Source organism: Alistipes sp. CAG:29, from assembly GCF_000435435.1.
In the GTDB taxonomy this organism is placed as follows: Bacteria; Bacteroidota; Bacteroidia; order Bacteroidales; family Rikenellaceae; genus Alistipes; species Alistipes onderdonkii.
In genome coordinates this window covers 100413-108228 of record NZ_FR893504.1, presented here as the reverse complement: position 1 = coordinate 108228, position 7816 = coordinate 100413, and the positions used below count along the sequence as shown (strand labels likewise).

The following is a 7816-nucleotide window of genomic DNA, read 5'->3' as shown; positions in this document are numbered from 1 at the left end:
GCTCTTCGCCGGTATCGTGACGACGAAGGACATCAGCGCCGAGGTGGCCAACAGTTATATCGTCTCGGAGCCCGAAACCAATTACCTGATCGACGCTACGCGCAAGAGCGACGGCTCTCTGCTGGCTACTTCCTATGTGGACGTCGTATGGCAGACCGCATCGGGATTCGTGCAGTATGCGGACTTCGAGGACGGCAAGGCGTCGTTCTACATCGGTGCCGACAGCGACGACGCCACCAAGATCAAGCAGGGCAACGCCGTGATCGGCGCCTACAATGCCGACGACGAACTTATCTGGAGCTGGCATATCTGGGCGACGGATTACGACCCCGATGCGGAGGGCGGTACGGTCGTTTTCAACGACTATACGCTGATGAACCGCAACCTCGGAGCCCAGGCCAACGACAATTCGACGACGGACAAGATACTCGCTTCCTACGGGTTATATTACCAGTGGGGACGCAAAGACCCGTTCATCGGGCCGAATACCTATCAGGGTTCGGAGGGCTCGGGTGCCCCGATGTACAGCGGAAGCGGCAGTCGCGTCTACCTGAAAATGTCCGAGTCGAGCGCCGAGACCGGTACGATGGAATATGCCATCCGGAACCCGCTCGTCTTTATTACGGGTGTGGCAGACACGGACAACGACTGGCTCTGGAGCGGCCGTTCCGATGGATTGTGGTCGGCGGACGACAATGTGGCCGACAAGAGCGTCAACGACCCCTGCCCCTACGGCTGGCGCGTAGCTCCCTCGGGCGCGTTCGCTGACCTGAGGATCGTCGGTACCCCGGCCGTGGGCGACGAGGCGAAATACGGCTGGACGCTGACCGACGGAAGCGCCGAATCGTTCTTCCTTGGCGCCGGACGCCGCCGCTACGACAACGGCAAGATCCTGAATATCTACAATCCGCTGCCCAAGGTGCGTTCCGACGCCATGGAGGCACAACCCTGGGAGGGCCTTTACTGGACGACCGCCGTGTCCGGCACGCAGGCTGCGGCGCTCCATTTCTGGTTCGAGAAACTCGACACCTCGGCCGGCATTGATGATTCGGCGCCCTATGCCCGTGCCAACGGCCTTCAGGTGCGTTGTGTGAAGCAGCAGGGCAAGTAAATACCATCCGATACGACAAGGCGGGCCGGCATGTGCCGGCCCGCCTTGTTTTGGTATAACACTTGCTGTGTGGGCGTGTAAATCCACTGGCAATGAAAATCAAGACAGGAAAAGGTACGGTTACGCTGGCGGTGCTGCTGGCGATATGGTCGGTGTCGGCAATCGCCTCGCTGCCGGGGCTGGCGATCTCGCCGATCCTCGGCGACCTGAATAAAATCTTCCCGAAGGCCACCGACCTCGAAATACAGATGCTCACGTCGCTGCCCTCGCTGCTGATCATCCCCTTCGTCCTGCTTGCCGGCAAGCTCTCCGTCGGCAAGGACAAGCTCAAGATCCTTGCCGTCGGGCTGTCGATCTTCTTCCTGAGCGGCGTGGCATGCCTCTTCGCCCGGAGCATGATGTGGCTCATCGTCATCAGCTGCATCCTCGGCATCGGCGCCGGCATGGTGATCCCCTTCTCCACGGGGCTCGTGGTCGACTACTTTACGGGCGATTACCGTGTCCGGCAGCTGGGGTACAGCTCGTCGATCAACAACCTGACGCTCGTGCTGGCGACCGTCGTGACGGGCTACCTGGCCAATGTGGACTGGCATCTGCCCTTTCTGGTCTATACCCTGCCGGGTATTTCGCTCGCGCTGTCGTTCCTGCTCAAGCGGCAGCGCTCCGTCCCCGAACCGGAACAGAGCATCCAATTGCGCCACAAGATGATCGACCGCCGTAAGCTCGCCGGGCTGATGGCGTTCTATTTCTTCGTCACCTACGCCGTGCTGGTCGTGACGTTCTATGCCTCGTTCCTGATCGACGACTACAAGATCGACAGCTCGTTTTCCGGGGTGCTGATCTCGCTGTTTTTCCTTGCGATCATGCTGCCGGGGCTGTTCATCGCCAACATCATCCGCTCTTTGAAGCGGAACGTCAACCTCGTGGCGCTCGTGCTGGTCTGTGTGGGGCTGCTGTGTGTCGGGGTTTTCCACGGCAAGGCGATGCTGGCCTTCGGGGCGCTTTGCACCGGGCTGGGATACGGGATCATGCAGCCTGTCATTTACGACAAGGCGGCGACCATCGCCCCGCCGCGTTCCGCTACGCTGGCCCTTTCGTTCGTCATGTCGGTGAATTACCTGGCCGTGATGGTCTGCCCTTTTATCGTAGACCTCTTCCGTCACGTTTTCGGGACGCACAGCGACCGCTTCCCCTTCTTTTTCAATGCCGTGCTGGTGCTGGCCGTGGCTGTCGTCACACTCCTGCGCCGGGATAGCTTTACGCTCGGACTCGACGGATCCTATTACCGGAATTGATTGTAAAAACTGTTCGAAAGTGTTGTGAATGACGTAAAAAGGTTTAAATTTGTGCTGAAAAGTCACACCCTATTACGATTATCGCGAGATGAAAACAACACTTCTGACGGCTTTGGCCGCCGCTGCCCTTGCGGCAGGCTGCTCAAAGTCTGACACAGGTACGCCTTGTGTGAAAATCGCGCCGACGATCCAGACCCGTGTTACGGGATTGCATTTCGATACCGGCGACCGCATCGGGCTGAGCATTGCCAAAGGTTCGGAAACCTACGTGCAGAATGTCCTGATGACCTACGACGGTACGGCCTTTACAGCCGCGGATTTGCTGTGGTATAACGATTCGAATGAAAAATCGACGCTCACGGCCTACCATCCTTACTCCGAACAGGGAATGCCCGCGGAGTTTTCCGTTGCTACAGACCAGACGTCGGGAGGTGCATCGTCCGACCTGCTGGTCGCGGTGAAAAAAGAGGTTACCCCATCTTCGGCACCTGTCGGGATGCTCTTTTACCATGTGATGTCGCAGCTGACGATCGTCCTTACCAACAATTCCGACGCCCCGGTTACGGGGGTTACGGTCGGCGGACTCGTCCCGACGGCCGTGGTCGATTTCACGGTGCCCTCCGCCGCGGCCAAGAGCGGGGCTGCTGCTGCCGACGTCGAGGCGTTCGAAGTGACGGCCGATGCCGCCTACCGTGCCATCCTTGTGCCGCAGCAGGCCACCCTGACGGTTACGGTAGCGACCGGTGACGGAAAGAGCCGCAGCAAAACCCTCTCTTCGGCACAGCTCGAAAGCGGGAAACGCTACGACATGTCGGTCGTTGTGACCAATATCGACATCGACGTGGAACTGAGCGGCGAAGTCGTCGACTGGGGCGACGGCGGTTCGCTCGATGGTAGCGGCGAAGGGGGCGGCGGTGATGGCGGCGGTGGTGAGGGCGGCGGCGAGGGTGGTGACCCCGGGACGCTTTCCTACGGGGGTGTGGACTACCCCACCGCGACGATCGGCGGACGGGTCTGGATGACCCGGAACCTGCGTTACCTGCCTGACGGTGCCCAGATCGGAACCGGTATCTGGTACCCTTGCCGCGGTACGGCGGGATCGAACGACGCCGAATATGTCGCGGAACGGGGGTTGCTTTACAGCTTCACAACGGCCCTGGGCGGTGCGACGGCTGCATCCGGCACCCCGGTGCAGGGGATTTGTCCGCCGGGCTGGCATGTCCCCACGGGCGCCGAGATCGAACAGATGCTCGCCAGCCCCGAATACGATGCCTCCCTGCTCCGTAGCGCCGGGATGTGGAATTCGGAGACGGGGCGTTATCTTACTGAAACCAAAGGCTATTTGATGAGCTGTACCCCGCAAGACGGCGGTTCGGGCTATCAGGCATTGAGTTATTCGTCTGGCGGTATCGTAGCCGGGCTTGCTCCGTTTCCGGCCGGAAACGGTGTCTCGCTGCGCTGCGTGAAGGATATATAGCCGTAGCCGAGGATGCGGCAACGGAACGATCCCCGGTCTCGGATGAGCCGGGGATCGTCTTTTTACTGCGGGTTTTACCCTCCTGAGGCAGGCCGCCGTGCGGTTTTCCTCGGGGCTGCGGTGAGCACAGGCCATTGCGTGATGACCTTTTGGTGGCGCAGCGAATGCGTGTCCCACCCCGCAGGAGCCCAGTGCCCGCGTCGTGTCAGTTGTCGCGGTTCAGGAAGAAAATCGGGATGTTGGCCAGGAACACGTCCTTTCCCCGGAGCCGGTCGCGTTTGGCGAGCAGTTCGCTCAGCTGGATGTCGCCGATGACGTAGTTGCTGTCTTCGCTGGTGTACTGTTCGTGCACCTTCGTAAAATTCAGGATGCCGTGCACGTCGGTCTCCTTGTACCGCACGTAGACCTTCAGCGTGATGTCCGCCGTGTAGTCGGGCTTCTGCATGTAGTTCTGCTTCTTGTACTCGTAGCGGTAGTTGTTCAGGCGGGCCATGATGTCGCTCAGGATCGACGATGCCGTGGGCAGGCTCCCGGCGCCCTTGCCGAACATGAACTGCCGGTCGTAGCACTCGCCGCGGATCACTACGCCGTTGTACTCGTCGTCGACGCTGTAAATATACTTCGAGGGCGTCACGAATTCCGGCATGACGAACATCGTGAAGTGTTCGTCGCTCACCTTGACGACCTGCGCCACGAGTTTGATTTTGACGTTCTTCTCGCGGGCATACCGGATGTCCGAATCGTGGATGGTCGAGATACCGTAGGTGAAAATCTTTTCCGGGGCGACGTAGGTGCCCAGCGCATGTACGGTGATGATCACCAGCTTGAAGAGCGAATCGTAGCCTTCGATGTCGAACGACGGGTCGCTTTCGGCGAAGCCGAGCGCCTGCGCCTGCGCCAGGGCGCTGTCGTAACTCTCGGCGTGGTCGAAGACGCGCGAGAGGATGTAGTTCGACGAGCCGTTCAGGATGCCCTTCACCTCTAACAGCAGGTCGTTGTCGTAATACTCCTCGAGGTTGCGGATGACGGGGATCGAACCGCACGACGAGGCATCGTACAGCAGCGCCACGTTGTGCGTCTTCTGGATCTCGATCAGTTCCGGAAGGTGGTGCGCCAGCATGGTCTTGTTGCCCGAGACGACCGGGATGCCGCGCAGCAGGGCCCGCTTGACGATGCTGTATGCAGCATCGGCCTGGTCGATCACCTCCACGATCAGGTTGATGTCCCTGTTGTCGAGTATCTCGTCGGCCGACGTCGTGAAGAGGGATTTGTCGACTTCGACCTTACGCGGCTTTTCCGGGTCGCGGACGCAGATCTTCACGATCTCCGCGTGGGCGTTCTTCGATTTCTGCACTACCTGGTAGATTCCCTGTCCGACGACGCCGAACCCGAACAGGCCGATTTTGATTTTGCTCATATGCTGCTTGTTTATTGATTGTTCATGAACGGATAGAGGATGTCGTTCAACTGCCCGTGCTCGACGAGGAACCCGTCGTGCCCGAACGGCGAATCTATTTCGTGGTACGTGCTTCCGGCGATCATGCCGTGCAGTTCGCGCATCTCTGCCGGGGTGAAAATGATGTCGGTCGTGATGCCGACCACTGCCGTGCGGGCTTCGATGCGTGCGAGGGCGGCTGCTACCCCGCCGCGCCCGCGCCCCGTGTCGTGGGTGTCGAAGGCGTTGAGTATGGCATAGTACGAGTAGGCGTTGTAGCGCCGGCAGAGTTTCTCGCCCTGATATTGCTGGTAGGTCGATGCGCGGTGTACTGCGGGGAGTTCCTCCCTGTCCTGCTGCGTGAGGTTGTATCCCAGCGAACCCCGGTACGTGAGCAGCCCCAGGGCGCGTGCGGCAGCCAGTCCGGCCATCCCGGCGTCGTCTCGCGGCTCGCCGAACGTCGTGTCGGCCTCGATGGCCATGCGCTGGGTCTGGTCGATGGCAATCGTCCAGGGCGAGGCCTTGGCCGCCGTGGCGATCAGGATCAGTTTGCCGATGCGCTCCGGCTCCAAGACCGCCCATTCGATGGCCTGGAATCCCCCGACCGAACTTCCTACGAGCGTGTCGATGCGGCCGATGCCGAGCGCGCCGGCCAACAGGCGGTGTGCACGGACGATGTCGCGGATCGTGAACGGCGGGAAATCCTTGTAATAGGGGCTTCCCGTTTCCGGGTTCACGTGCAGCGGCCCCGTGGTGCCGTAGTGCGACCCGAGGATGTTGGCGCAGACCACGAAGTGGCGTGCCGGGTCCAGGAAACACCCCGCCTCGACCGTGTGCGGCCACCAGTCCGCCACGTCCGAGTTTGCCGTCAGGGCATGGCATACCCACACGACGTTGTCATGCGCCGCATTGGGCTTGCCGTAGGTGTGGTAAGCGATCCTCAGCTCGGGCAGCGTATGCCCCGTTTCGAGCACGAACGGCCCGGGTGCTTTGTAAATGCTGGGTTCCATTATCCGATGTGTGCGAAAGCCTGTTCGAAGTCGTCGATAAGGTCGTCGGTATTCTCCAGCCCGACGGAGATGCGCAGCATGGTCGGCGTGACGCCTGCTGCGGCGAGGTCTGCGTCGCTGAGCTGTTTGTGCGTGGTCGATGCCGGGTGCGTAACGACCGTGACCGAGTCGCCGATCATGACCATGTGTGCCGCCAGGTTGAGCGATTCGACGAAACGCACGGTGCTGTCGAGCGTGCCTTTGAGTTCGATGGTGAAGACGGCCGACGAACCGAACCGGAAATACTTCTTCGCGTTCGCGTAGCTCGGGTGCGACTCGAAGCCTACGAAGCTCACGCGCTCCACTTTGGGATGGTTGCGGCAGTATTCGGCCAGCCTGCGTGCCGACTCGACTTCGTGCCGCACGCGCAGCGAAAGCGTTTCCAGCCCGAGCGTCATCAGGTAGGAGTCGAACGGCGAGGGGCAGCAGCCCAGGTCGCGGACACCGTCCACGCGGCATTTCACGATGAAGGCCGCCGCGCCGAATGCCTCGTGGAAATTCAGTCCGTGATACCCTTCCGACGGGCCGTCGATCTGCGGGAACTTGCCGTTGGCCCAGTTGTAATTGCCCCCGTCGACGATCACCCCGCCCATGGCCGTGCCGTGGCCGTTGATCCATTTGGTCGCCGAGTCGACGACGATGTTCGCACCCCATTCGAAGGGGTTGCACAGGTAGCCCGCGGCACCGAACGTATTGTCCGCGACGAAGGGCACGTCGTAGCGTTTGGCCAGTTGTCCCAGTGCTTCGAGATCGGGCACCGTACAAGTGGGATTGCCCATGCTCTCGGCGTAGATCGCCTTCGTGCGTCCGTCGATCAGCGCCTCGAAGTCCTCGGGGCGTTCGCTTCGGGCGATGCGGCAGTCGATGCCGAGCCTGCGCAGCGAAATGCGGAACTGGGTGAAGGTGCCGCCGTAGAGGAACGGCGAGGCGACGATGTTGTCGCCCTCGGCCGCCAGCGAGAGCACGGCGATGAGTATGGCCGACATGCCCGAAGAGACGGCCAGCGCCCCCACGGCACCGTACAGGGCGGCGATGCGTTGCTCGTATACGGTCGTAGTCGGGTTTTGCAGCCGGGTGTAGATGTTGCCCCCTTCGCTCAGGTCGAAGAGGTTGGCCGCGTGTTCGCAGCTCTTGAAACGGTATGCTGCCGTGGGATATATCGCCACACCGCGGGCACCCGTGGGATCGTCGGGTTGCAGCCCTCCGTGGATCTGCAATGTCTCGAAACGTAATTTTTTCTCAGCCATGCTATCTGTTTTTTAGTCGTTACAAAAAAAATCCGACCTCTCTGAAGCCGGATTGTGTCGTTCGTATACACGGAAAATCTACACCCGGCGGAATCGGTTGCGCATGTACATCATATCCATGGTCATACTGCGGAGCGAGCCGCCGTATGTGTCGTGGTATGTCGTCGTGGCAATCATTTTCTGCTTTCGGATGTTTTCCTGT

Annotated in this window: 6 protein-coding genes; 3 read left to right on the top strand and 3 right to left on the bottom strand. The window is 60.6% G+C overall.

Annotation, left to right across the window (positions count from 1 at the left end):
• The 3 genes from QVP03_RS12220 to QVP03_RS12210 form a co-directional block, all read left to right on the top strand.
• Positions 1-1111: hypothetical protein (locus QVP03_RS12220; protein WP_288210809.1), on the top strand; the 1111-nt coding region annotated here is incomplete at its 5' end.
• 92 nt (positions 1112-1203) lie between these two features.
• Entirely contained in the window at positions 1204-2406 is a 1203-nt protein-coding gene (locus tag QVP03_RS12215; protein WP_022333692.1) for an MFS transporter, read from the top strand.
• 88 nt (positions 2407-2494) lie between these two features.
• Positions 2495-3883, top strand: coding sequence for a fimbrillin family protein (locus QVP03_RS12210; RefSeq protein ID WP_141405654.1), 1389 nt, complete (start codon positions 2495-2497; stop codon positions 3881-3883).
• Between the two features lie 205 nt (positions 3884-4088).
• On the opposite strand, the gene QVP03_RS12205 is transcribed toward QVP03_RS12210, so the two are convergent.
• The 3 genes from QVP03_RS12205 to QVP03_RS12195 are packed head-to-tail and all read right to left on the bottom strand — an operon-like array spanning position 4089 to position 7614.
• Positions 4089-5300, bottom strand: coding sequence for a homoserine dehydrogenase (locus QVP03_RS12205; RefSeq protein ID WP_022333690.1), 1212 nt, complete (start codon positions 5298-5300; stop codon positions 4089-4091).
• Between the two features lie 11 nt (positions 5301-5311).
• Positions 5312-6328: a homoserine O-acetyltransferase family protein gene (gene metX / locus QVP03_RS12200; RefSeq protein ID WP_022333689.1), complete on the bottom strand. Its 1017-nt coding sequence runs from the start codon at positions 6326-6328 to the stop codon at positions 5312-5314.
• Positions 6328-7614: an O-acetylhomoserine aminocarboxypropyltransferase/cysteine synthase family protein gene (locus QVP03_RS12195; RefSeq protein ID WP_022333688.1), complete on the bottom strand. Its 1287-nt coding sequence runs from the start codon at positions 7612-7614 to the stop codon at positions 6328-6330. Before QVP03_RS12195 ends, metX begins: the two co-directional genes overlap by 1 nt.
• Between the last annotated feature and the right edge of the window lie 202 nt (positions 7615-7816).

Coding starts and splice junctions, on each gene's coding strand:
- metX (WP_022333689.1), bottom strand. CDS start 6,328: ATGGAACCCAGCATTTACAAAGCACCCGGGCCGTTCGTGCTCGAAACG.
- QVP03_RS12210 (WP_141405654.1), top strand. CDS start 2,495: ATGAAAACAACACTTCTGACGGCTTTGGCCGCCGCTGCCCTTGCGGCA.
- QVP03_RS12205 (WP_022333690.1), bottom strand. CDS start 5,300: ATGAGCAAAATCAAAATCGGCCTGTTCGGGTTCGGCGTCGTCGGACAG.
- QVP03_RS12195 (WP_022333688.1), bottom strand. CDS start 7,614: ATGGCTGAGAAAAAATTACGTTTCGAGACATTGCAGATCCACGGAGGG.
- QVP03_RS12215 (WP_022333692.1), top strand. CDS start 1,204: ATGAAAATCAAGACAGGAAAAGGTACGGTTACGCTGGCGGTGCTGCTG.